Consider the following 26300-nt stretch of genomic DNA (forward strand, 5'->3'; position numbering starts at 1 on the left):
GAGGGCAGCTATACCTGCACAGTGGCGGCAGCGCTTGCTTCGCGGGCTTGCATCCGCTCATATTTTTTCCCGAAGTACACCATCGAGAAAGCGGTCAGCAGTATGCCGATTGCCGAGAGCCACATGACACTGTTCGAAAAGAAAGTGACCCAGTTAAGCTGCACCTGAAAGATCTCTTTGCTGAACAGCACCCCAACACTTCCCACATACCCGAACGAATCGGCCAGGTAAATGAGAAAGCCGACATTGCCGGTATACCTGAACGCCGAGATGAGGCGGTCGAAGAAAACGGCATTGAACGGGATGTAGACCATGTACAACCCCAGGCCTACCAGCATCATCCACCACACCGGATCGAATGACTGTGCGGCGAAAAGCGCTGTAGAAATGCCGGCTATTGCAAAACCAGCCAGAATGAAGATATGAGCCGTTTGCAGGGCCCTGAAGTTATTTTTGATCAGCACCATGCTGCCGATCAGCACCAGGATGATCAGCGTGATGGGCGTTTCCGTTTTCGAAAAGATGGCTGGCTGGTCAAAATAGCCTAGCTCTTTCCACATTTCAGCCCCGAAATTGTCGCGAATATCCCGGAAGATGGTCGCAAAGCAATAGATGAGCACACAGGCCACAATGCCAGCGAGAAACTCCCTTAAAAACCGCTTCCGATCTACTTCTGTCATAGGTGCCCGCTCTGTCCTCAATTGAACATCCTCTCGACTGGGTGGTGGAATCCGCTCCATCAGGAAAACAAACAGCAGGAGCGGCCCGGCAAAGACCAGCCCGGTATAAAAAGGCACCCAAAACTCCGAAACACCGAATTCAACCATCAACCAGGCCCCCACCGACTTGACAAAACCGGAAGCGAAGATGAAGCTCACCGCCAGGGTGGCCCCAATAAAATCGGTGCTCCGCCTACCCTCCACATACGAAAAAACCACACCCCAGAGCATACCCAGCGGGAAACCGTTGATGAACAGAAAAGCAATGTTGTATGGCGGCGGTACCAGCGCGAAAAAAAGCCAGCTGAGCCAGGCTATACCTGTCAGGAGCAGAATCACGGCGCCCCGGCCGGTTCTTTTGAGTTCCGAGATGTATTTGATGCCGTAGAACTTGGCTAGCAGGTAACCCAGCACCTGGCTGATGACCAGAATCGTCTTGTAGCTATACCCGGCAATCTCGATGCCGTCGAAAGTGGCCACCGTAAAGGATTTCCGGAAACCGAAGATCATGGTATAGGCAAAGAAAACCACGATGGCCGCGTACAGCCCCACTTTGATCTGGCTACTGTTTTTGTTTATCATAGTTTCTGCTGAGCTAGGTTTTGGGGTTAGTTGCTTTCTATCCTCCTAGAAATGTAATCATTCAAGATGAAAAATCCCGCGTGCGCTGTGATAAATGTACGTCAGCCTTAATTTTGTTAACTTGCCGGGCAGGATATACCTGGCAGCAAACGCGTCAAGAAAACAAGGAATTGAACAACCAGATCAGAAACCAGATCAGAGCCATTGCGCTTTACCAGATTATCGGCGGCATTTTAGGTATAGCCCTCACCCTTTGGGTGCTATTCAGCGGCGAGATGGTCATCGACCAATCAGCCTTGCGCATCAGCCTCTTTGCCGGTGGCCTCTACATCTTCTCCATTCTGTGCGGGCGCATGTTGTTCCGCAACCAGAAACGCGGACTGGTACTCTCCCTCATCAACCAGGTGCTGCAGGTGGTGTACTTCTCATTCGGAGCCTATGCCTTCCAGTATGTGGCGGGTCTGCGCGTCGGAGCTGGCGTGGACATGGTGGCAGGCTGGGTCTTTAAGTTCAGGTTGGCCCTTTCCTCTTTCCACTTCAGCATCGGCAGCGATACTGGCCAGAAGTTCATCGGTGTCAACCTCGTGGCGTTGTTCCTGATCTTCTGGATAGAGCGGCTGCTGGAAAAGACCTCCAGATAGTGTGCCTGACAAAGGAATATTAGACACAGGACAAAGAACTTTTTAAGTTGAGGCATTCTGACTCTCAGCTTCACACATGCAGCAGGTATAGGTATAGTTAGCAACAGTGCAATAAGATTATAAAGCATTGTTCTTATTTTGATACCCATCATTTAAGTAAAATGAAAATCTATAAAGCTTTATTCTGGATTGCACTGATTGTTGGTATCACCATATTTTCAATTGGTGCATATTTGAAATTCACAAATCAAGCTTCTAACGGGTTGACTGCTGGTAGATTTGGAGATATCCATCATGAAAGAATAACAGGATTTAGCGGAATGTTTCTGGGGGTTATGTTTATAGTGTTATCAATCTGGACCTACAGGATGTATAAAGAAGAAAAAGAGAAATTTGATAAAATGGACTAAATAATCGTTGCAAATTGCTTTACGCTCAAGCAAAAAGAAAGCCCCGGCCGTTTGGCCGGGGCTTTCTTTTTGTAGCACCCGTACTACAGCTAGATCGGTTGGAAATTCATACCTATACATTTGAATCGGTTCTGGGAATACCGTAGCAGTAACCTATGTTATTATTGAGTTACAATTATCCCCTATATTACTATAAAAAGTATACCGCTCTGACTATATTAGCTATCCTCCTATCCACAACACAATTATAAGCAGCATAATCAGAATTTGACTATAACTGTCTTTATCCCTTCTATCTCCCCTTGATTTTGTTCCTCTTAAAGCTCAATCCATTATCATTCACTAAATAATATTATATATTATAAAGAAATAATATCAAAATTCAACAAGTAGTCGTAAAACTATTTATATAGAATGTGCCCTTCACTTACTAACTAATCAGCAGCCCTAATATCCCCGCCCATGCCTCCGATGCTCACTGGCCCGGAGGAAGAAATTGATTTTCAAGAGATACTCACAATCAACCAAATGCTTTAAAACAAGATTTAATTATGCTTATGCTGTTTGATCTCTTTTGATTATAGGCACAGTGTTTTAAACTGTGAAAGTTATCGTGCAATAATGACACAGGCTACCACTTAGCCTACAACGTACAGATTCGGCTGCATCACCTTATCAAGCTTCAATTATTTTAACATTCCCAGCTATGAAACTAAAATTACACTTCCTGCTATTGATCATACTGAATTGCTGCTTTGTAACAACAGTAACAGCCCAACAGCCAACGCTTGAGTGGTCCAAGCGCTTCAACGGGAAAGATAATACTTTGGATAGAGTAATAGCGGTGGTTGTGGATGCGAAGGGGAACAGCTATGTGACAGGTACGAGTGAGTTTAGCTGGATTGCCACAGTGAAATATTCACCTTCTGGAGAGCAACTTTGGGAAGTGCTGGTAAAGGATTATTCAGAGGCCGTGGCCATCGCCGTGGATTCCGCTGGTGGTGTCTTTGTAACGGGTAAGAAGTTCAATAGCGAGTCCAGCTCCGATTTTATCACCATTCGCTATGATGCTGCCACAGGCTTAGAAACATGGACTAGTCGTTACGACGGCCCCGGTAGTGGTCGTGACGAACCGGCCGCTATTGCCGTTGATAATTTGGGTGGTGTCTATGTCACTGGTTACAGCCGCGACCCCAACATGGCCTCCGACTACACCACAATTCGCTATGATGCTGCCACAGGCCAGGAATCTTGGGTGCGGCATTACAAGGACCTGGGCGGTAGGCAAAGCGTGGCCGCGGCCATTGCCACAGACAACCGAGGTGGAATTTACATCACCGGCCGAAGCTACAGTGAAGACTACGTATATCAAGCTACTACTATTCGGTATGACGCGGCTACCGGTGAGGAATCCTGGATCGGCCAATATAATGAGTCCGAGAATAGCGACCACATTGGAACAGCAATCGCTGTTGACGATAAAGGTGGAGTTTATATAACTGGTTACATTAAAACAAGAGACTATGGCAATATCAGCTACCCTACGTTTGACTACCTTACCGTCCGCTTTGATGCAGCTACAGGAGAGCAAACCTGGGCCAGGCGCTACGATGGTCCTGATAGCGACGACGACATCGCTGGAGCTATCGCCGTAGACAACTCAGGAGGAGTATTCGTTACCGGCTACAGTCGAAGCAGGGAATTTGTTGCTGACTACACTACCATCCGCTATGACGCCGCCACCGGTGAAGAAGTATGGGTTCGCCATTACAACGGGCCCGACAACAACTCTGACGAAGCCATGGACATCGCCGTTGACAACCGTGGAGGTGTCTACGTTACTGGCTACAGCTACAGGTACGAAAGCGACTCACCTGATGCTAAATATGTTATCATTCGCTACTCCGCTGCTACAGGGCAGGAGGATTGGGTTAACCACATAGATTCTTTTCATTCTTTCGGAACAGAAGCCAGTGCTATTGCCATTGACAATCAAGGGGGAGTATACATCGTTGGCACCAACATCGCCACTAATACTACTTTTGACCTTGACTATGTCACTGCACGCTATGCCGCCGAAACCGGAGAAGAGACTTGGATTAATCGTTATAACAGAGTTACAAATACCTCTGACATCGCGTTTGCAGTGGTAGTGGATGCAAAAGGAAACAGCTATGTGACTGGCTCTAGCCCAAAGGATGGTTCTGAAAGGATCACTACTGTGAAATACTCCCCAACCGGGCAACAACTTTGGGTGAGGCAGGTTGAAGAGAACTCTAAGGCCATTGCCCTTGCTGTCGATAACCGTGGGGGCGTATTTGTCACTGGTTTAAGACATAACGAAGCAAGCTCAACCACCGTCACGGTACGCTATGATGCTAACACGGGAGAAGAGGTCTGGAAAAGCCTATATAAATGGCCTGACAGCCATTCTGAAACTGGTATGCCCACTGCCATTGCTGTTGACAGCGTCGGTGGCGTCTATGTTACCGGTTATAATTTTGGTGACGGAGACAGCGATGACACTTCTCCCGACTTTCTCACCATTCGCTACGATGCCGCTACAGGGGAGCAGACATGGACTAAACTTTACGACGGACCTGAAAATGGTTATGATCGGGCCACTGCTATCGCTGCCGATAATCATGGTGGAATTTACGTCACCGGGTACAGTATAAATGGCACATTTACAAATACAGTTTACACTACTATTCGCTATGAGGCTGCTACAGGGCAAGAAGCCTGGATCCGGCACTACGACGGACCTGATAGCAACGATAATTTAGCCACTGCCATAGCGGTCGACAGAGGCTCAGTTTATGTTACAGGCTTCAGTGGCTACACTAATAGCAGCTACGCTACCGTTCGCTATGACGCAGCTACGGGAGAGGAGATTTGGGCCAGACACTATAAAGAAGGACCAAAGGAGGCGTCTGCTGAGCCTGTGGCCATTGCAGTAGATGATCAGGGAGGTCTTTTTGTCACCGGCAATACCTTCACCTATAGCGATGAAGGTGATTTGGTCTTTTCCGAACACACAACTATCCGCTATGAGTCGGGCACAGGAGAGAGGTCATGGGCGAGCAGCTACAAAGAATCTGGCAGATCTTTAGATCATGCCTCTGCCATGGTTATTGATAATAAGGGCGGCGTCTATGTAAGTGGTCACAGTTACAGCAGCGACACTGGCTTTGACCTTATGATTATTCATTACGACTCCTATACTGGAGAGAAGGTGTGGGTCGAGCACTATGACGCAGGCAGCGATGATAGGGCAGTAGATCTTGCCCTGGACAGTACCGGCAATGTGATCGTCACCGGATACAGTTACTCGCCCGAGACAAATTTCGACTTCCTCACCCAGAAGTACAGTCGGGAAACTATCTGCCCCACCCTGCCCGATGCCGCCATCCGTGGTGGCTCCACAGTCAGAGTAGGCACTGATAACTCCACCTATTCCCTCTCCACCCCTGGTGCTACCGCCTTTATCTGGAGCATCACAGACCCTGAAGGTAAAACCTACACTTCCTTCACCGGACAAGGCACCGCTGCGATCAGGGTTAACTGGCCTTCGGAGCCCGAGATGTATAAGGTGAGTGTTTCGTACAGCGCAGGCCAAGACTGTTCTGCCAGGAAGGCAGTTACCTATGTACATGTTTTTGATGAGGAAGCCGGCTTTGTCACCGGCGGGGGCTGGACCCACTCCCCCGCTGCCCCGGCCCATGAGTGGATGCGCACTGAAGGCAAGGCCTATTGGGGAGTCGGTGCCAAGTATAAGGCAGGTCAGCAGGTGCAGACGCAGGGCTCTCTCATGCTGCTTTTGGAGAGTAATAAATATGTTTTCCGCAGCACCAACACGACCGAAGGCTCACTGGTGATAGCCGACAACAGGGCTTACTATACTGGAACTGGCGTCCTTACCCGCACCGACAATTCGGGCAGCATGACCGCTGACCAACGTCGCTTCGCCTACCTGGTATCAGCCGTGGACGGGGACATGAAGGGAGGCAAAGGCAAAAAGAGCAGGCAACCTGACCGGCTGCGTATCCTGGTCTGGGAGGTCAACAAGGACGGCAGCCGGGGCCAGGTAGTGTACGACAACCAGCTGGCCTGCCCCGGGCAGGAGCTCAACGCCCCAGCGTGCCAGCCTATTAGTGGGGGCAACATCACCATCCACAAGAAGGGCTTGAAGAGCGAGCTCAGTCTGCTTGCCGCTAGCCTTCAGGCAGAGAGCGGGGGCCTGTCGGCCCACCCTACCGCCTTCTCCGAGAGCACCACCCTCTCCTTTACCCTCGAGCGTGACGCAGACTACAGCCTCGAGCTCTACGACCTGAAGGGCGCCCTGGTCAGGAAAGTGGCCGAAGGCACGGCCCGAGCCGGCCGCAGGACCGAGCACGAGCTGGTGGCTGAGGGGCTACCGCAGGGACTCTACCTCATCAGGCTCTCCACCGGATCCGAGGTGCAGACCGCAAAAATCATCGTGCAACAATAACACGAGCTATCGCCGGACCTGCTGCTATCTGAATTATTCGTCGGTTGAGCCCGCAAGAGATCTATTTACCAAACCATATCCGTTATGAGAACAAAATTATTATACGCAATCCTCCTCCTCTACCCCTTCAGCATAGCGGCCTTGGCCCAACAGCCGACACTGGAGTGGGCAAAAAGTTATGAGGGAGTTTCAACTACACACGATTATGCAAAAGCTATAGCCGTGGATGCGCAAGGCAACAGTTATGTACTTGGCAACAGTGGTGTAGGAGATTATATGTACAAGATGACTACTATGAAATACTCTCCTTCCGGAGAGCTGCTTTGGTCAACGCAGGCAGAGGGATTTGTTCAGGGCGCAGCCATTACCCTTGATGATGTAGGTGGAGTGTATGTAACGGGAACAAGTGGGATTCAAGAATTTGATGTATCTTCTGCTAACTACACGACCATCCGTTACGATGCCGCTACAGGAATGCAGACTTGGATACAACATTACAATGGTCCTGCACAGAAAGATGACTATGCCGTTTCCATTGCGGCTGATAAAGCAGGCGGTGTTTACGTGACAGGTAGTAGTAACAGCGCACCTGGTGAATATGACTCTAGCTCTGACTATGCCACTATCCGCTACGATGCAGCAACAGGAGAACAAACATGGGTACAGCGGTACGATAACCCTACTGGCAGCAATGATGTTGCAAGCGCTATTGCTATTGGTGCAGATGGAAGCATATTTGTAACGGGAACAAGCGATCAATCGAACACTACCATAAGGTATAATGCTACTGGTCAGGAAATATGGATAGGAAAGTACAGTGCCCCGGCTGGCAGCTCAATGATAACTACCGCACTGGCTGTAGACGAAAATGGAGTATACATAACCGGTACGAGACCTATTGATGATGGTACCGACTATGCGACTTTGCGGTATGACCTGAATACAGGAGAGTTATCCTGGGCTGTGTATTATGATGGACCTGCCAAAGGCAATGATCAGGCAATTGCTATTGCCCTTGACAAGGCTGGAGGGGTTTACATAACAGGCACAAGCGGTAATAGCAACTCATATGACGCTGGCCAGGACTTAACAACTATCCGATACGACGCTGCTTCCGGAAAGGAGAAGTGGGTTCAGCGCTATGGAGGCTCTGAAGATGCACGGAGTCAGGGTATCGCAATAGCCGCTGATGAAGCAGGGGCCGTATTCGTAACTGGCTCTAATGAAGGAGAGTCCGTTACGATTCGCTACGAAGCCAGTACAGGGAACAAAATATGGGAGCAACGCTACAAAAGCGCTACTGCTACAGCACTTGCTTTTGATGAAGCCAATGGACTATACGTAACGGGCACCAATACAGATGTTGCCAATAGTGATATAGTAACAATCAGGTATGTTGCTGCCACAGGAGTACAAAGCTGGGTCAGTCGATATGACGGAACCGGTCATACTTTCGACTTTCCTGTCTCTGTAGCTGTGGATACAGAAGGTAATACCTACGTCACAGGCTCGAGCTCCTTCCCCGGATCAGGTCCTATCACTATAGCTACAGTTAAATACTCTCCCTCTGGAGAACAGTTGTGGGCAACGCGATACAGTGGGTACGCTAGTGCAAGAGCAATTGCTATAGATAATAAAGGCGGAGTTTACGTTACGGGCGAGAGTTATGGCAATGATCCAAGTGGTTTCATAGCAGAAGACTTTATCACCATCAGGTATGATGCTGTAACTGGGCAACAGACTTGGGCCAATCTATACGATGGTCCAGCCGGAGATATGGATGGAGCTGTAGATGTAGCAGTAGACGACGCAGATGGGATTTATGTGACCGGATACAGTTACAGCGGTGAGCTTTCCCAGTATAGCGCTGATTATGCAACCATCAAGTACCATGCAACAACAGGAGAACTAATTTGGTCCCAACACTTCAGCGGCCCTGATTTCAATTATGATTTTCCTAGAGCTATTGCCATTGATAAGTCGGGTGGTGTCTTTATAACAGGAGTTACTAGCAATAATCTGGGTAACCAGGATATTGCAACTATACGTTATGATGCAGCATCCGGAAAGCAGACATGGGTAAACCTATATGGTGACTCCAACAGCTACGATGACGTTAGCAATTTGGCTCTAGACACAGAGGGCAGTGTATATATAGTTGGCTCCACTCGTGATGATTATGCCATAGTTCGCTTCGAAACTACTACTGGAAAAATATTATGGGACAAGCACTATGATGTAAGCAGCGGGCATGCAGATAAAGCTACAGCCATTGCTGTAGATGAGGAAAACGGTATCTACGTAACCGGTTGGACCGAAGGCAAGGGATCTAACTTTGTTACAATTCGGCTGAAGCCCAGCTCAGGTGAACTAGAGTGGAACAACTATTCCAACCCATCCGATGAAAGATTCAATATTCCCACAGCGATGAGTGTGGACAACATTGGAGGGCTTTATATTACCGGATTCAGCTATAGCAATAGTAATCCCGATGAACCGAATCATAGTATGATAACTGCGCGTTACCATACAGCTACAGGAGAACAAATATGGATCGAGCGCTATGCAGCTAGCAGTGCCAGAGGAGTAGACCTGGCCCTCGACGGCTTTGGCAATGTGATTGTCAGTGGCTACAGTCAACATCCTGACACCGGTTTCGATTTCCTGACCGTAAAGTACAGCCAGGATGGGGCGTGCCCTGCGCTGGCCGCAGCCCCCGTCTCGGGCTACAGCACCGTCTCGGCCGGCCTTTCGAAAGCGGCCTACTCCCTCGCCGCCCCCGGCGCCACCTCCCTTGCCTGGAGTATCACAGACCCTGAAGGCAACCTCTACAGCGACTTCTCCGGCCAGGGCACTTCCTCGATCAGGGTGGACTGGCCGCGTGAGCCGGAGGTCTACAAAATCAGCGTCTCCTACTCCTCCGGCGAGAGCTGCCCCGCCACCACGGCCACCAGGTACGTCTTCGTCCACGACCCGGCAGCCGGCTTTGTCACCGGCGGGGGCTGGTCCGACTCGCCCCTTCGCCCTGAGCTGGAGCTCATGCGGCAGGGGGGCAGCGCCTGGTGGGCCTTCGCCGCCCGCTACGCCAGCACCCCCCGCTCCAGCGCGGGCAGCCCGGTGCAGGGAACCCTGCTGCTCGCACTCGAGAGCGGCCACACCTTCCGCGCCGCCTCCGTGGAGGAGGGCTCGCTGGTCATCGCCGGCGACAGGGCCTACTTCACCGGCACCGGCAAGCTGACCCGAAGAGGCGCCGCGGGCGGGCCGGAGACCGACCCGCGCCGCCTGGCCTATCTGGTCTCGGCCGTGGACGGGCAGCTGGAGAAGCCCAGGGAGGAGGACCGCCTGCGCCTGGTGATCTGGGTGCTGCGCGAGGACGGCAGCCGGGGCGAGACGCTCTACGACAACCAGCTGGCCTGCCCCGGCCAGGACCTCAACGCCCCAGCCTGCCAGCAGATCGACCGCGGCTCGATCGTCATCCACCGCCAAGGCATCAGGAGCGTCAGCGACCTGTTTGCCACTGCCACAGTGGAGCCAAAGGCGCAGGGGCTCACCGCCTACCCCACTGCCTTCTCCCAGAGCACCACCCTCTCCTTTACCCCCGAGCGTGACGCAGACTACAGCCTCGAGCTCTACGACCTGAAGGGCGCCCTGGTCAGGAAAGTGGCCGAGGGCTCGGCCCGAACCGGCCGCAGGACCGAGCACGAGCTGGTGGCTGAGGGGCTACCGCAGGGACTCTACCTCATCAGGCTCTCCACCGGATCCGAGGTGCAGACCGCAAAAGTTATTGTTGAAAAATAAACACCTTTTAACCATTTATACCAATAGTCATTAAAGTACAGACATTACTGGCTGTTTGGATAACAAACGGAGAAAGTAGCTTCTGCCTGCCACACTTTGATTACACATTCCAGATCAATGATTAGTACTGGTACAAGCAAGTGACTCGAGGCTAACGAAAAATACAGCATAAAAAGGGTGCTCTTATTATACCTGAAGCAGCCTTTTCAGGATGACAATTAAGCAGGCAGCCTCCATCAGAATCCAACTGGTATAGGTATAAAAAAGCCCCGTCCGTTTGGCCGGGGCTTACTTTTATACTGGGTCAAAAAGTCTTTTGCCCTTGGTCTAATAGTCCTTTGTCAAAAAATCAGGTATTCACATAAGCTGGATCGCCCCCGTCGTCACCCGGCATGGTACCGCCTTTGGCACGGAGCTCAGCCAGCCCTTTCTTACCGTAGGCGATGCGGGTGATCACTACGTAAAGCACCGGCACCACAAAAATGGCCAGGAACGTGGCGGCCAGCATACCGCCGATCACCACCCAGCCAATGGTTTGGCGCGAGATGGCGCCGGCACCCGAGGCCAGCGCCAGCGGCACCACCCCTAGGATAAAGGCCAGCGAGGTCATGATGATCGGGCGCAGACGCAGCTTCACGGCTTCTATGGTCGCTTCGATCAGCTCCATACCCCGATCCACGCGTTCCTTGGCAAACTCCACGATCAGGATAGCGTTCTTGGCCGCCAGACCGATCAGGGTGATCATACCGATCTGGGCATACACGTTGTTGTCCAGCTTAGGGAGGAGCGTGAGGGCCAGAATAGCGCCGAACATACCCAGCGGAATGGCAAACAGGATCGAGAACGGCACGGACCAGCTCTCGTACAGCGCCGCCAGCAACAGGAGCACCAGTAGGATGGAAAGCGAGAAGATATAGATGGTGCTCGTGCCGGCCGCACGTTCTTCACGGCTCAGGCCGGTGAACTCGTAACCATAACCGGCAGGCAATACCTCTGCGGCCACTTCCTCCAGCGCGTCCAGCGCCTGACCACTACTGTAGCCCGGTGCTGCGCTGCCGTTGATGTCGACAGAACGGAAGAGGTTGTAGTGTGAGATCACCGCCGCGTTCTCTACAACACGGGAAGTAACCAAAGCACTCAACGGAACGGCTTCGCCCTGTCTGTTCATCACGTAGAACTGCTTCAGGCTTTCAATGTCCATACGGAAGGCGGTATCGGCCTGGGCCACAACCCTGAAGTTACGGCCGTAGCGGGTGAAGTCGTTCACGTAGCGGCTACCCATGTAGGTTGACATGGTCGCGTATACATCGGCCACGTTCACACCCAGCCGCTTGGCTTTCTCGCGGTCCACATCCACATGGTAGCCCGGTGTTTTGGCCGTGAAGAAGCTGTAGGCCATCCCGATCTCAGGGCGGGCATTAGCGGCAGCCAGGAACTGGCCCATCACCTGCTCGAGCTCCTTCACGTCACCAGCTCTGCGCTGCTGCAGCACAAAGGTAAAACCACCCGTAGCACCCAGGCCAGGTATAGCCGGAGGCGCCACCAGACGCACGTTGGCTTCTTTTATACCTGCAATCTTCTGCTGCACTTCGGCCATCACCCCGTTCAGGTGCGAAGCCTCATCCTGCCGCTGGTCCCAAGGCTCCAACTGCACAAAGAAAGTACCGCTGTTCGACTTAAACGAGAAGTTGATCGCGTTCAGACCTGCCACAGAGGTATAGTTACGGATCGCCTCCACAGAGCCCAGCTGCTTGCCAATTTCCTCCAGTATTTCGTTTGTTCGGGTCATCGAGGCACCTTCCGGCAACTCTACCGATACGAACATACGACCTTCGTCTTCAGTAGGAATAAAGCCGGTTGGCTTGTTCACGAAAAGCCCGAAAGTACCCACATACAAACACACCAGTATGATCAGCACCAGCGGCGTTGCCTTGATGCTCTTGCGCACCCCCACAGAGTATCTGTCGGTGGTGCGGGCAAACCAGTTGTTGAAGTTGTAGAAAAACTTATTGATGCCCCGCGAGTCCTTGTTCACGTTCATCGGCTTGAGCATAATAGAACAGAGCGCCGGCGTGAGCGTAAGGGCCACAAAAGCAGAGATCAATACAGAGATTGCGATCGTGATGGCGAACTGCTGGTAAAGCCGGCCTACTATACCTGGTATGAATCCCACTGGTATAAACACCGCCGCCAGGATAAGGGCAATGGCAATAACCGGCGCCGTGATGTCTTTCATGGCCTTGCGGGTAGCCTCTTTTGCCGACAGCTTCTCATGGTCGATGTAATGCTGCACAGCCTCCACCACCACAATGGCGTCGTCTACCACAATGCCGATGGAGAGCACGAATCCGAAGAGCGTGAGCGTGTTGATGGTGAAGCCCAGCGGAATGAAGAAAAGGAAGGTACCGATAATAGACACAGGTATAGCCAGGATCGGGATCAGGGTGGCGCGCCAGCTCTGCAGGAACAGGAACACCACCAATATCACCAGGATCAGGGCCTCTATCAGTGTCATCACTACCTCGTTGATCGACACCTGCACCACCGATACCGTCTCAAACGAAACCACATAGTCCACATCGGCCGGGAAAGACCTTTTCAGCTCATCCAGCGCAGCGTATATACCTTCGGCCGTCTCCAGGGCGTTACTGCCCGGTGCCTGGTACAGCAGCATCATGGTAGCCGGGTTGCCGTTGATCTTGGACTGCCGTCCGTAGTCAAAACGCCCGAATTCAATGCGGGCAACGTCGCGCAGGTATACGATGGAGCCATCAGCCGGATTGGTGCGCACAATGATGTTACCGAACTCCTCCTGGGTCTGCAGGCGGCCCGTCACCGTGATCGGGTACTGAAAGGCCTGTGTGCTATACTGCGGCGCACCACCCACTGTACCAGCTGCCACCTGCAGGTTTTGCTCCTGTATGGCCGCCGTTATCTCGCTGGCTCCAATGTTATACTGGGCCAGTTTGTCGGGCTGCAGCCAAAGGCGCATACTGAAGTCCTGCCCGATGGAAGTAATATCCCCCACCCCGCTTACACGCATCAGCGCGTCTTTGATGTAAATGTTGGTGTAGTTGTCGAGGAACTGAATGTCGTGGGTGCGGTTCGGCGAGAAGATACCGATTACCATCATGATACTCGGGTTTCGCTTTCGCACTGTCACCCCCAGTCGCCTTACCTCTTCCGGCAGCGTCGGCTGCGCAATGCTGGCCCGGTTCTGCACATCCAGTGTCGCAATGTCAATGTCGGTCCCGATCTCAAAGGTCACGGACATGTTCATCTGGCCGGTGCTGGTGTTGGTGGAGGTGATGTACGCCATACCTGGCGTACCGTTAATCTGCGTCTCGACCGGCGTGGCCACCGACTGCTCTACCGTGAGGGCGTCGGAGCCGGTATAGTTCGCCGAAACCGATACCGTGGGCGGCGAAATGTCCGGGTACTGCGTTACGGGCAGGTTCATCATGGCCAGCACACCCACCAACACGATCACAATCGAGATCACCATGGCGGTGACGGGCCTTCTTATAAATACATCTGAAATCATAATAGCGTATAATCTTCTGAAAGACTTGTCATCAATTATTTAGTGGCTCCTGCTTGTGGCTGCCCCTGCTCAGGCCCACCCAGCTGTACCTTGGCCCCCTGGCGCAGCCGCTGTATACCTTCGGTCACGATCTGCTGTCCTTCCTTCAGGCCTTCGCGCACCACAATGTCAGCGCTCACGCGGGTTCCCAACTGCACGTTCTGCTGCACCACCGAGTCGCCCTGCACCACATACACGTAGTACTCGCCCAGCTGCTCTGTCACAGCCTTGTATGGGATCACGATCTGCTCACCCAGGTCCTGGTTCAGCACGTTCAGGCTCACGGTCATACCTGGTATCAGTCTCTCGTCCGGGTTCGGGAACTGCACGCGCACCGTGGTAGTGCCGGAGCTGCGGCCAATGGCCCTGTCGATAGCAACGAGCTTACCGTTGTGCTTGTACTGCTCGCCATTGTTGAAGCTGATGGTGAAGAGTGAATCCGGTTGCTTGCCCTGCTGCAGGTTGGTGAAGCGGCCCAGCTCACTTTCGTTGATCACAAAATCGACCGCAATCGGGTCGGAAGACGATATGGTGTTGAGCAAGGGCTGCCCCGGCGATACCTGCGCCCCTATCCTCACCTGCGAAATGCCAATGGTACCGCTGAAAGGCGCATTGATCACAGAGTAGCTGAGGTCGGTGGAGGCGCTGCGTACCTGTGCCTGGGCGGCAGACACCTGCGCACGGGCGGTCTGCACCTCGGTGCGGGCATAGTCTACCTGCTGGCGGGCGATGGCGTCGCGCTCGGCCAGGCGCTCGTAGCGCTCCAGGTCTTTTTCGGCACGAGCCAGGTTTGCCTTGGCGCTCTGCAGACTGGCCTGCGCCTGCTGTATACCTGCCTGGTATTTATTCTGGTCTATTTCGTAGAGTTTCTGCCCCTTCTTTACGCGCTGCCCGTCCTGCACGAAAATATTGGTGATATAGCCCGATACCTGCGGGCGCAGCTCTACTTCCTGCAGCGCCACAACGGTGCCGGGGTAAGTGTCGCGGCCGGTCACGCTTTGCTGCTTTACCTGTATCGTATTCACCGGAACGGCCGTGGCCATCGGGTTCATTTGTTGCTGTCCGGCATCCTCACCGCCGCACGACACAAGCAAAGTTGGGCTGATGATGGCTGCAAACAGCCAGGTGTACTTATTTTTCATTATCCTGATTTTCTGATTTTATCGGTTGATGTCTATGTTTCCAAGGGCGCGCTGCAGGTCCAGTTTACTGGAGAGCACACTGTATAGGGCATTGTAATAATTGATCTGAGTGGTACGCAGTTCGGTCTCCGCCACGATCAGGTCCACGTAGGCTTTCACCCCCTCGTCGTACTGCAGCTTGATGATCTCGTACACCTCTTCGGCCACGACCAGGTTTTGCTGCACCGTGCGCCATTCTGTGTAATCGCCCTTGTAATTGGCCAGCGCCGTCTGGTATTCCGTGTTAATGGCCCGGCGGGCATCTTCAATCTGACTATCTAACCTGTCTTCCTGCAGCTCAGCTATCTTCAGGTTCTGCAGCCTTCTTGTGCCCTGAAAGATCGGGATCGAGGCCTGTATACCTACCGACGAGTTCGGGAAGTGCTGGTTGTACAGGTTAGCGAATTCGTTGCTGAAGTACAGCAGGTTATAGTTGGCAAAAGCTGAGACAGTCGGCAGGAAGCTCCAGCGGTTGTAGGCGGTGTTCAGCTTCAGCAGGTCGCGCTGCGTCTGCAGTTGCTGTAGCTCTATTCTTCTGTCAAAGGCGATCACCTCGGTCGTGTCTACCTGCACTTCCTGCTCCATGCGGCCGTAGTCATAGGTCAGGTTCAGGTCCTGCTCCACGGGGTAGCCCATCAGTTGCTTCAGGTAGGCAATGTTGGCTTTGATACTTTCCTGCACCCGTTTGCGGTCCGACCGAATGTTGGCCAGTGTGATGGAAGCGCGCTGGTAATCAGTCTTGTCAACCAGGCCCACTTCATAGCGACTGCGGGCATCGTTAAACTGCTTTTCCTGGCGGGAGATGTTCTGGTCCAGGATGCGGAGCTGCTCCTGTGTGAGCAGTACGTTGTAAAAGGCCTTGCTCACTTCTACCACCGTGTTGATGCGGGTGTCGGTCACCTGTTGGTCCAGCAGGAGTTTGCGGGAGCGGGATGCTTTGGAGGCCAGGAACAGGTTGTTGTCGAAAATGCTTTGGGTGGCTTGCAGCGCGATGTTGGAGTTGTATTTCTGCCCGAAGGTGATGATCTCGCCCCCGATCGGCTGTTGCGGCCTCCTGATGTTGTAAGTGCCCCCGAAGTTGGCGTTTAGCTGCGGAAACCACCCTGACAGACTGGCTCTGATCTCCCGCTCTCCGATTTGTTCGTCGATAAGGGCCTGTTCCATGGCTGCCGTGTTTTCCAGTGCATAGTTCACGACCTGCTCCAGCGTCAGGCTGTCGGCTGTCGCCACGCTCCTGCTTTCCTGCGCGAAGAGGGCGCCGGGAACCAGTAGGCAACCGACCAACAGGTGCTTAAAGTATGTGTTAAATTTCATGTATGGTATTGGTGTTCAGCTTTTTGTTTGAGTATTAAACGTGCAGATGCAGCAACTGATAATTCTGCCGCCGTTTTAGTTTTTTCTTTCATGTTTCATTTGTTGCGCTTGTGGTTAGTGGTTATACATCTACAAAGGGTATTTGCTGTTGCGTACAGGTAGCCGGCTAATGGTTACGCGCAATACCGTCCCACAGGAGCTGCTGTATCTGCTGCAACTCCTTCTTGTTGAAACTGAGCCTGCCGCTGGCCGCCGTTTTGGCTATGGAGAGGATGCTGCTGTGCGTGAGCATGGCCAGTATTTTCGGACTCACCTCTTTCAGTTCCCTCTCGCGGACGCCCTGCTCCAGAAAGGCAAATAACAGGCTATAAAACCTGTCCTCTTCCAGCGGAGGCATGGTGGCCTGGTAAGGCGAGTTCACAAACTGCTCGAAAAACCTAAGCAGATCCGGGTTGTCGCGGTAGAAGGTATAGAGACCCATCCAAAGCTTGAAAAAGCATGCTTTAAAGGGCTCGTTAACTGAGGTTTCCCGTTCCACGACTGCAACGGCCTGCTGCTGGGCATAGCAAAACAGCTCGCAGATCAATTGCTCCTTGCTTTCGAAATAGTGGTAAATGGTACCTGCCGCTACCCCGGCATGCTTGGCGATCATGCTCATAGGGGTACCGTGGAAGCCATTCTCCCTGACCAGCTCCATTGTACTTTTAAAAATAGCCGTCTTCTTGTCCGACATCTGCTCCATAGCTGCCTTCCCCAATTGAACGTTCATTCGGTTTGCAAAGCTACAGTTGTAGCTACAATTGTGAAAGTTCTTACGGCAAAAAGCGGAATTAATCCGTCAGACGACTTTGAAGGGCTTTGTAAATAACCGGGATGGTACCTGTTCTCGTAAATATAACTATAGTGCTTTTTGTTTATTTAAACCCTTGTAGCCATGGCACTTACTCACCAACTTCGCCAAACCCGCCGCATCAATAGCGCCAACAACCCGGTCTGGATGGACGGGCTAAGAATTTTGCTCGGTCTTTTTCTGTTCGTAAAGGGGGCCCTATTCCTGGAGCACACCACCGACGTGTTCAACCTCTTCGGCTCGGTCCAGGAGGTGCTCACTGGCGGCAAAGCCCATCTACTTACCAGCATGGTGCATGTGGTGGGCGGCCTGATGATCGCATCTGGTTTGCTCACGCGTCTGGCGCTGCTGTGCCAGATCCCGATCCTGGTAGGCGCTTTGCTGATTGTGGACCCGCAGCACGATGGCATTAGCCTGACCAATGCCGAATTGGTGCTCTCGCTGGCCATTACGGCGCTCATTCTATTCTTTATGATCAAGGGCCCGGGCCGCTACTCTATCGATAACAAGGTGCTGCGGCAAAGACGAGCGGAGCCAACGGTATAGGATAGTTGCAGCACATTAGTTAGCAGTACAGAAAAGCCATTTCCAGGCATCGCCAGTAAACTTAAAATCACGGGTCTTACTTGGCTAAGGGGTCCTGGAGGCAATTTCATAGATCATTTAGACGGATGTCTAATGAAAAATGTAGGTGCCATGACATTGGCCACCCACCTTAATCTGCTGTGCTACAGTATGTCGGCCGAGTTCCGGGCTGCCCGGTTCTGGTCCTGCAAAGAAGGCGGCTGCATGAAGAAATGCAGCATCTTCATGCTCAGGCTGCCGATTTTGCCCCGGCATTTGCTTCTTTGTTAAAGGCAGGTATAATATACGTTTTGCCATCGCCCAGCAGGTGCATCTTCAGGTCGTAAATGGTGAAGGGGTCACCGGATTCTATTTCGTAAATGTTTGTGCTGCTGATATCCATGCCGTCCAGAATGGTGACCAGTCCACTGCCAACTACCTCCACCTCTATCCCATTCTTCACCAATATGGCCGTGTCTTCTTCGAGACCTATACCTATACAGCCCGGGTTCTGGGCCACGGCCTGGGCCATTCTTATGATCCGCCCCCGGTCAATAAAATGCGTATCAATGGCAACGTTTTTGAGCAGGTCGAGCCCGGCGGTGGAGCTCATCTCGTCTTTGAGCATGCCCCCCTGTGCCTCTCCCCTATAGATCATGTTGGTTGACATAGCCGATGCTCCCGCACTGGTGCCGGCCACCACCAGTTTTTCGTTTAGGTAGCGCTCTTTTAGGCGCTCCAGGAAAGGGCTGCCGCCCAGTATAGAGGTTAGCCGGAGTTGGTCACCGCCTGTCAGCATGATGCCCGCCGCTGCATCAACCTGTTTTATTTTCTCGGGATCCTTGGCATCGTCTCGGGTTCTGATGTCCACTACCTCGACTCTCTTGATGCCCAGCTCTTTGAATAGCTTCACATATTCCTTCGCAACGGGCTCAGGCTCGCTGGAGGCAGCCGGAACGACCAGTACCAGCGGATCTTTGCCATAGAGTTCCTTTACAAAGCGCTTCAGAATCTGCTCGCTTATAAATTTGGTGTTCTCTTCCTGTGAATCCGGTCGCTCTTCCTGGCTTTTGCTTTCTTTGCCGCCTATTGCCAGCAGTGTGCCTTTGGGTATGGCCAGACCTAACTGCTGCGCCTTTTTATGTGTTGATTTACTTGCTGTTGCCATACCTAACCAAGGTTTTATAAAGCTGTTTATCAGCAGTATGTATACTTATATGACTACATAAGTTTGGGAAGTGAGCTGTATACACAAAAGCCAGGCAGCGTTCCCTGCCTGGCTTTTGACCACTTCCTCTTTTACCAATTCGAAGCCACGGCGCTTGCACAGCTGTAGTTGCGTATGCGCTATCTGCTTACCGTACGCCTCCTCAGCTAGGCAACAAAGGCCTGCAGGTAAGCGCTACTGAGCTCAGTCTGTTCCAAATCCAACTCCTTAAACAGTAACTGAGCTTTCACACGCAAGGCCATTCCTTCGAAACCGTAGATAAAAGCACTATAGTGTTCCCCTTCAATTATACCTTCCACCCCCTTCTGCAACAAGGTATCCATGAGAAGCTCATTCCTAACTTCGACCAAATAGCTTACCAGACCTCCCATTACAAACTGGCATGTCAGTATACTGCCTACCGGTTTCAACAAGAGTTTATTCCCCATCGGCAGGCCCATCGCTAATTCCTGTAGCTCGTTCAGAAGCAGAAGCCTTTTGTGCGTCATGGCTTAAGAAATTTTCAGGGTGAGTGAATGACACTTTCCTTCCGGACAAATGTCTATTGTGGTGTCGCGTTTTGTCTAGCTATACGCTATATGCTGGTGCGGAGCCGCGTTTCTGTTTCATTATACAGGCTAATTTGAAAAATTACGGGTTTTCCGATGCTACTACGTAATTACTACTACCAACCAGCTACTGCACTCGTATACTTTTTATAACAGCAGCCATTTACCATATACCATAAACACCTGAAATTCAAATATTTAATTTACAAAAACACAGTTAATCAAACCACATCAGGCCATTTGCACCCAGTCGGTCAAAACAGGCTGCCAACGCAGGGATTTAGGCTTGATTGGTTTCTTGTGACGGTCCGGAACTATTGGCCGTTTGCGCATCCACCCTGTAATTAGTAGTTTGGTAAGGCAGCAGAACAATCCAGCCTTCATCCATTATACCTGATACTCTCCCTCCCTACTTATGACCTCTTCTTTTAACCTTCCTCAGGTAGTTATTCAGGCATTTGAGAAAGTGCCGGACCTATACCTGATTCTATCGCCAGAGCTGCAGGTCCTGACCGCTTCGGACGCTTACCTGGCTGCCACACACACCATTCGCAGAAACATTACCGGCAAGTCGATCACCCAAATGCTTTCTGAAAGTGCGCCAGGTATGGAAGCCGACGCCATAAGGCAACTGGTATGTTCCCTGCAAAAGGTGTTGCGCACAAGGCAGCCTCACCGTCTGCAGCTGCAACAGTACTACATGCCAGCCCCAACTAATACAGGCTGCTGTTTAAAAGGATACCGTACGATACTAAACACACCTGTGCTCGACGACAAGGGGCTGGTACTCTATATCATACACAAGCTGGAAGATGCAACAGAAAAGGTAAAAACAGTGCCAGAGCCAGTACAAAGCCACCAGCTGTTGCAAACCACCATCGACAGCTCACTGGACATGATTCAGGTGTTTGAAGCGGTGCGCAACGAGAGCGGCGAAATCATCGATTTCCGGTGGATTTTGAATAACCGTACCTCTGAAGAAATATATGGGGATGTGTTGGGCAAAAATCTGCTGGAGCAGAACCCGGGTGTTGTGGGCGTAGGTATCTTCGACACCTTTAAGCGCGTGGTGGAAACGGGCATACCTGACCAGAGTGAACGGCATTACGTGCACGAGCAGTTCGACGGCTGGTTCTACCAGTCAACGGTCAAGCTCGGCGACGGCGTGGCCACTACCACCAGGAATATCACCAAACGCAAGCAAGCTGAGCAGGAGCTCAGAACCACAAAGGAGTCCTTGCAGGCCTTCCAGGAACAACTGCAAATGGTACTGGCCAATACTGCCAGCAGCATCATGCTGTTAAGACCTATACCTGACGAAACCGACACCATTTACGATTTTGAATACCTCTATGCCAACGACCAATTACTAAAATCAGTAAACCGCAGCGCGTTAGTGGGCAGACGCTTTGCTGAAGAATTTCCGGGTGTGAAACGAACAGAACTTTTCCAGTATTACATCCAGGTGGCAACCGAGGGCGGCACCTGGAGTGGCGAAACCCATATCGACTTCGATGGCTTTGATGTTTGGGCGCAGGTATACGCTACCCGGGTAAAGGAGAATCTGCTGGTAACCTACTACGGTATAACCGAGCGCAAAAAAGCTGAAGAAGCGCTCGTGCAAAGCAAGGAGCTGATTCAGACTGTGTTCGATGTATCCTTAAACCCGATTGCCTACCACAAAGCAGTGCGCGACGCGTCAGGCAAGATCGCAGACTTTGAGTTTCAGTTGGTAAACAAGGCGGCAAGTAAATATGCAGTCAGCGACCATTCAGGGAAACGGTATTCAGAAGCTTTGCCAGTTATAAGAGACACCATTATATTCAAGAAGTATTGCGAAGTGGTCGAGACAGGTAGAAAGCTTGACAACGAAGTGCAAATCAACCTGAAAGGAAAAGACCTCTGGTTTCACTTACAAGGAGTAAAAATGGATGATGGACTGGTGGCCACAGCAGTCGACATTACGGAGCGTAAAAAATCAGAACAGGAAATTCTTCGACTGAAGGATGAAGTAGCCCAAAAGGCGACTGACAAATACCAGGCGCTTTTCAATACAATGGATGAAGGGCTTTCGGTGATAGAGATGATCTATGATGCCGATGGTAAACCTGTGGACCTGAGGTTGCTGGAAGTAAACCCGGCCTATGAAAAAATTACCGGCCTGAAAAATGTGGCGGGCAAGCTAGGCAGCGAAATTGTGCCTTCAGATCAGTACTGGCTCGACGCTTACGATAGCGTCGTAAAAACAGGTAAGTCCTTGCGCTACGAAAATTACCATGCCGGTGCTAGGCAGTGGTACCGTACGCATACTTCCCGAATTGGCGGACCGGGAAGCCATGTAATAGCTAATCTTTTTGAAGACATCACCGAACGCAAACAGCGAGACCTACAACAGGAGTTTCTATTGAAATTCTCCGACAATTTACGAAACCTGTCTGACGAGAAGGCTATTGAAGAAACCGGCTTGCGAATGCTCGCTGAATTCTTGAAGCTGGACCGAGCTTATGTTTTTGTATTATATCCTGTTGATGATCGTGCTGTGGTCAGAGCGGAATATCGAAAAGACAGCCTCTCATCTATGCTAGGCGAAGTTCGGATGTCTGATTTTCCTGAGACAATTCGGCAGATCGAAGACAAAACAATTGTCTTCAATGACATTGATAACGACGTTAGACTTTCTGATTTAAAAAGAACATCACTTCATGCAGCAAATTTGCAGGCGTTCATTTGCGCCCGTGTTCGAAAAGGCGAAAAAAACGTGATCTGGTCGCTTGCCGGAGCAACCGTCACGCCGCGAGTTTGGACAAAAGAAGAAGTGGAATTGATTGAAGTCGTAGCGGAACGGATCTGGGTTACGGCAGAAAGAGCAAAAACAGAAGAGGCCTTACGCAAAAGCGAGGAACGCCACCGCACACTGTTTGATTCAGTAGATGAAGGAGTGTGTCTTTTTGAACGGATTCCAAACCGAACAGATGGGCTTCGCGACTACCGTTACATTGCCATGAACCCAACTATGCAGGCCATGTTTAGCATTCCTGACCTGAGTGGGCAGTCTATCCGCGACAATTTCCCCAATGAGGCGGAAGACTGGTACGATGACTACGATCGGGTGCTGGAGACGGGAGAATCGATGCGCGCTGAGCATGAAAGTGGCCCTCAGGGTATGGCGCTGGAGATGTTCGTCACCCGAGTGGATGATGGTTCAGGGAAACGGCTGCTAGCTGTCATGAAGGACGTTACCGAGCGTAAACAACGGGAAAGACAGCAGGATTATTTGCTGAAATTAAATGATACGCTTCGCTCCGCTGACGCTGCCATTGAGATAGAAGAAAAAGTTACTGCTGTTGCGATGGAATACTTTGGTGCAGACCGCTGCTATTACTGTACTATTGAAGGAGACCACTCTATCATCAGGCGTGATGCCAGAAAAGAAGGATTGCCAACAGTTGCTGGAACATACCCGTTAGGCAGTTTTGCGATCTTTAGAAAAGTGATTGACGATGCTGTCCCCTTCGTTGTTCACAATGCTGCCGATTCTAACATATTGGATGATGAACTGCGGCAGCTATGCCTTCAACTGCAGGTGATATCTTTCATAGATGTACCGGTGATTAAGAATGGAAATGCCGTTGGGATTCTGTGTGTGGTGAAGTCCACACCAAGGCAGTGGACCCAATCAGAAATAAGTATTGCCGTAGAAACGGCCGAACGTACCTGGGCTGCCGTTGAAAGAGCGAAAGCAGAAGAGGCCCTGGCCAGGTCCGAAGAGAAATACCGTACCTTGTTCAATTCGATTGACGAAGGCTATTGCATTATCCAGATGATCTACGATGAGGCAGGCAAGGCCGTCGACTTCAGGTACCTGCAGGTAAACCAGGCTTTTGAGCGTAACAACGGCCTGTACGACGCCCAGGGTAGGACCATCCGCGAGTTGGCGCCTGACATTGAACCGAAGTGGATGGAGATATACAACCAGGTAGCTCAAACGGGAGTGCCGCTTCGCTTTGAGGAGTCTTCCCAGGCACTGCACCGCATCTTCTCACTCTACGCTTTCCGGATCGGTGACCCTGCCGAACACAAAGTAGCTGTTATTTTCACGGATATTACACTGCGCAAACAGGCTGAACAACAACTGCATCACCTGAATTTGACGTTGGAGCAGCAGGTGGCCGAAAGAACACGGGAGCTTAACGAGAGCAAACTTTTCGCCGAGCAAATCACGGAGGCCACCCCTGACTTTATCATGATCTTCAACCTTGGTACAAATAAAGTCGATTTTGTGAACCAGAGCCCCTACTCCGGCAACAACGACCGTTACCACCAGACACTCCAAATTGGCTACAAGCAACTGATGAGCCGATCCCATCCGGAGGACCGGAGAAAGTTACAGGAGTACATCAACAAGTTCAGAACAGCCTCCGACCAGGAAGCCCATACCCTGGAATACCGCGTGACCGATCAGGGCAAAACCATCTGGTACCGGAGCCGTGGCAAGGTGTTCAGTCGTGATAAGTCAGGCAAGCCAACCCATTTCATCAGCGTGGTGCAGGACATTAACGACCTGAAAGAGCTGGAGCAGGAAAACCTGCAGATGCGCCTTGAGCAGCAAAGAACCAACTTATTGGCGATACTCGACGCACAGGAGGAAGAGCGAAGAAGGATATCGGAAGGGTTGCACAATGGCGTTGGGCAGATCCTGTATACAGCGAAGCTGCACCTAAGCCACTACCTCACCCAAAAGCCCAAAAAAGCCAACTCAGAAGCTCCTATTCGTCAGGTGGATCAGATACTCGATGAGGCCATCAGGCAGACAAGGGGCTTGTCGCACCAACTCGCCCCTGCCCTGCTGGAACAGTTCGGGCTGGAGACCGCTTTTAAGGAAATCGGGAATATGCTCAGCACCCCTACGCTGCAGATACAATGCCTGGTATACAACTTACCGAAGAAACTGGACCAACACCTCCAAATTGTGGTGTACCGCGTTGCCCAGGAAATGGCCAACAACATCATCCGTCACGCAAATGCCACCGAGGCCAGCCTGCTGCTCCGAGCACAGCGCCAGCGCCTTATACTTATTGCCGAGGACAATGGACGTGGTTTCGACTCTTCGGTTTCTCATACAAAAGGGATCGGGCTTAGCTCCATCAAAAACCGGGTGGAACTGCTGAACGGTACTTTCAGCACCAGTACCGCTCCCGAACAGGGCACACAGGTAAAAATTACCTTGCCGCTTTAGCACCTATATTTAGGTGGAAATGGTAAAATACGTAGTCCATTTTTTTGAGTAATAGTACTGAAGGAGGAAAAAAAATACATTCTGATATTAGTATCCGGTCTATACCCACCGGAAAAGGGCAAATAACCTGTTCTTATTACTAACCAATGGATAGCGATGTATTGAAAATACTTTTGGAGCATGAGGAGAAGGTCAGACAGAACATCGGTGTCACCTTTAGTATCCGTCTGAACGGGAAAGGCATGCTGTTGCAGGAAGGTGAGCAGGGCGCTGAAACCGAAGTGGTACTGCCGCATGATCTGCACCAAACCCTGATGACCTTTTTCAACAGCAATGAGTGTGTCTCTTATCGGTCCAGTAACTACAACATGCTCAAAAGCCTGCTGAGTGCACATGCTTGCCTGAACAGAATGAAAAACAAGTGACAGAAAAGAGGCATCAGCTATACCTGACCGCTGGTGCTAGATGATGCCGTTCTCGACCGCGTATTTGATCAGGTTAGCCGTGTTTTTGGCCTGTGTCTTCTCCAGTATGTTCTGGCGGTGCGTTTCGATGGTGCGTCGGCTGGTGAAGAGCTTATCGGCAATTTCCATATTGGTATAGCCTTCTGCCACAAGAGCCAGTACTTCCACTTCCCGCTTCGACAAGCCTTTGTCATTGGCCGGTTTCTGGAAACGGTGCTCCTCTTTCATTTTCGATTGCTCCAGCAACTCAATGGACAGGTTTCCGCTGATGTAGCGTGTGCCACTGTCCACTAGTTTAATGGCAGCGCTCAACTCATTGCTGTTGGCGGTTTTGGGCAGGTAGCCGGCCGCTCCACAGTCAAGCATCTTCTGCACGAAAGGCATGTTACTGTGCATCGAAAGGGCAATCACTTTTGTATCCGGAAAGTTGCTGCGAATCTGGGCCGTCGCCTCAAAGCCGTCCATCACAGGCATGTTCACATCCATCAGCACAATATCCGCGTGCCTGTTTGCCAGCATGTCCAGCACTTCGCGCCCGTTTTCAGCTTCTCCCACTATTTCCAGATCCGTATCTTTTTCCAAAAGTGCTTTGAGTCCCTGGCGCAGCACAACATGATCTTCCGCAATAATCAAACTTATTTTCTCTGCTAACATAGGTATAGCTATTCATAAAGGCTGTCTACGCAGCCA

Annotated in this window: 15 protein-coding genes; 7 read left to right on the forward strand and 8 right to left on the reverse strand. The window is 51.4% G+C overall.

The window, feature by feature from the left end:
* Nucleotides 1-8 precede the first annotated feature (8 nt).
* On the reverse strand, nucleotides 9-1301 hold the full coding sequence (locus tag BD749_RS04345) for a DUF5690 family protein (protein ID WP_101443130.1): 1293 nt from the start codon (nucleotides 1299-1301) through the stop codon (nucleotides 9-11).
* A gap of 170 nt (nucleotides 1302-1471) precedes the next feature.
* On the opposite strand from BD749_RS04345, the gene BD749_RS04350 reads away from it, so the two are divergent.
* From BD749_RS04350 to BD749_RS04365, 4 genes are all read left to right on the forward strand, one after another.
* Nucleotides 1472-1942, forward strand: coding sequence for a hypothetical protein (locus tag BD749_RS04350; RefSeq protein ID WP_101443131.1), 471 nt, complete (start codon nucleotides 1472-1474; stop codon nucleotides 1940-1942).
* A 161-nt stretch (nucleotides 1943-2103) separates the two neighbouring features.
* Complete coding sequence (locus tag BD749_RS04355; RefSeq protein WP_101443132.1) at nucleotides 2104-2352, forward strand: hypothetical protein; 249 nt, start codon at nucleotides 2104-2106, stop codon at nucleotides 2350-2352.
* A 706-nt stretch (nucleotides 2353-3058) separates the two neighbouring features.
* On the forward strand, nucleotides 3059-6844 hold the full coding sequence (locus BD749_RS04360) for an outer membrane protein assembly factor BamB family protein (protein WP_101443133.1): 3786 nt from the start codon (nucleotides 3059-3061) through the stop codon (nucleotides 6842-6844).
* 474 nt (nucleotides 6845-7318) lie between these two features.
* The gene (locus BD749_RS04365; protein ID WP_394341662.1) at nucleotides 7319-10642 is read left to right on the forward strand and encodes an SBBP repeat-containing protein; all 3324 of its coding nucleotides are present in this window, start codon (nucleotides 7319-7321) and stop codon (nucleotides 10640-10642) included.
* Nucleotides 10643-10991: 349 nt separating this feature from the next.
* On the opposite strand, the gene BD749_RS04370 is transcribed toward BD749_RS04365, so the two are convergent.
* The 4 genes from BD749_RS04370 to BD749_RS04385 form a co-directional block, all read right to left on the reverse strand.
* Nucleotides 10992-14186 (reverse strand): efflux RND transporter permease subunit, encoded by a 3195-nt coding sequence (locus tag BD749_RS04370; RefSeq protein ID WP_101443135.1) that lies wholly within the window; start codon nucleotides 14184-14186, stop codon nucleotides 10992-10994.
* 35 nt (nucleotides 14187-14221) lie between these two features.
* Nucleotides 14222-15367: an efflux RND transporter periplasmic adaptor subunit gene (locus BD749_RS04375; RefSeq protein WP_101443136.1), complete on the reverse strand. Its 1146-nt coding sequence runs from the start codon at nucleotides 15365-15367 to the stop codon at nucleotides 14222-14224.
* Between the two features lie 18 nt (nucleotides 15368-15385).
* Nucleotides 15386-16720, reverse strand: a complete 1335-nt coding sequence (locus BD749_RS04380; RefSeq protein ID WP_101443137.1) for a TolC family protein — start codon at nucleotides 16718-16720, stop codon at nucleotides 15386-15388.
* A gap of 166 nt (nucleotides 16721-16886) precedes the next feature.
* Nucleotides 16887-17489, reverse strand: coding sequence for a TetR/AcrR family transcriptional regulator (locus BD749_RS04385; protein WP_245868704.1), 603 nt, complete (start codon nucleotides 17487-17489; stop codon nucleotides 16887-16889).
* 165 nt (nucleotides 17490-17654) lie between these two features.
* On the opposite strand from BD749_RS04385, the gene BD749_RS04390 reads away from it, so the two are divergent.
* On the forward strand, nucleotides 17655-18116 hold the full coding sequence (locus BD749_RS04390; protein WP_101443139.1) for a DoxX family protein: 462 nt from the start codon (nucleotides 17655-17657) through the stop codon (nucleotides 18114-18116).
* Nucleotides 18117-18384: 268 nt separating this feature from the next.
* On the opposite strand, the gene BD749_RS04395 is transcribed toward BD749_RS04390, so the two are convergent.
* The gene (locus tag BD749_RS04395) at nucleotides 18385-19302 is read right to left on the reverse strand and encodes a cyanophycinase (protein WP_101443140.1); all 918 of its coding nucleotides are present in this window, start codon (nucleotides 19300-19302) and stop codon (nucleotides 18385-18387) included.
* A gap of 206 nt (nucleotides 19303-19508) precedes the next feature.
* The gene (locus tag BD749_RS04400; protein WP_101443141.1) at nucleotides 19509-19850 is read right to left on the reverse strand and encodes a hypothetical protein; all 342 of its coding nucleotides are present in this window, start codon (nucleotides 19848-19850) and stop codon (nucleotides 19509-19511) included.
* Nucleotides 19851-20325: 475 nt separating this feature from the next.
* Between BD749_RS04400 and BD749_RS04405 the strand changes: the two genes are divergently transcribed.
* Together BD749_RS04405 and BD749_RS04410 are read left to right on the forward strand one after the other, a co-directional pair.
* Nucleotides 20326-25146 carry a PAS domain-containing protein gene (locus BD749_RS04405; protein WP_101443142.1) on the forward strand — a complete coding sequence of 1607 codons (4821 nt, stop codon included), beginning with the start codon at nucleotides 20326-20328 and terminating at the stop codon, nucleotides 25144-25146.
* Between the two features lie 146 nt (nucleotides 25147-25292).
* Entirely contained in the window at nucleotides 25293-25571 is a 279-nt protein-coding gene (locus BD749_RS04410) for a hypothetical protein (RefSeq protein WP_101443143.1), read from the forward strand.
* A 36-nt stretch (nucleotides 25572-25607) separates the two neighbouring features.
* On the opposite strand, the gene BD749_RS04415 is transcribed toward BD749_RS04410, so the two are convergent.
* Complete coding sequence (locus BD749_RS04415; RefSeq protein WP_101443144.1) at nucleotides 25608-26264, reverse strand: response regulator transcription factor; 657 nt, start codon at nucleotides 26262-26264, stop codon at nucleotides 25608-25610.
* Between the last annotated feature and the right edge of the window lie 36 nt (nucleotides 26265-26300).

This window comes from Pontibacter ramchanderi (assembly GCF_002846395.1).
Lineage (GTDB): Bacteria > Bacteroidota > Bacteroidia > Cytophagales > Hymenobacteraceae > Pontibacter > Pontibacter ramchanderi.